We start from the raw sequence: 632 nt of genomic DNA on the forward strand, positions 1-632 counted from the left end.
CCCATTGCTCATAACGGTTTACGGTGGTACAGGAATTTCAACCTGTTGTCCATCCACTACGCCTTTCGGCCTCGCGTTAGGTCCCGACTTACCCTGAGAGGACGAGCCTTCCTCAGGAACCCTTAGGCTTTCGGCGGACAAGATTCTCACTTGTCTTTTCGTTACTCATACCGGCATTCTCACTTGAATACAGTCCACCAGTCCTCACGGTCCAACTTCAATCCGTATTCAACGCTCCCCTACCCAAGTCGTAGCCTTCACTTCATTCTCGAAGGTGTTGTCTTTAGCGGAGCATTTAACCGAAATCTTGAACAACCATAAGCGGTTGATTTCGGTAAATGTCCGTGTCTGARCACTTCTTCAAAAGCAAAGTGAAGACTACGACATGTCATAGCTTCGGTGGTGTGTTTAGCCCCGTTACATTTTCGGCGCAGAGTCACTCGACCAGTGAGCTATTACGCACTCTTTAAATGATGGCTGCTTCTAAGCCAACATCCTGGTTGTCTTTGCAACTCCACATCCTTTCCCACTTAACACACACTTGGGGACCTTAGCTGATGATCTGGGCTGTTTCCCTCTTGACAATGGATCTTAGCACTCACTGTCTGACTCCCGGTAAACATGTCTATGGC

The 632-nt window shown here is 48.3% G+C and carries 1 rRNA gene; it reads right to left on the bottom strand.

Features of this window, described 5'->3' with window-relative positions:
• Positions 1-632: ribosomal RNA gene (locus AC1DWN_RS34890) — 23S ribosomal RNA — on the bottom strand; the annotation flags it as partial.

It is taken from the genome of Paenibacillus sp. P4_A7 (genome assembly GCF_056402455.1).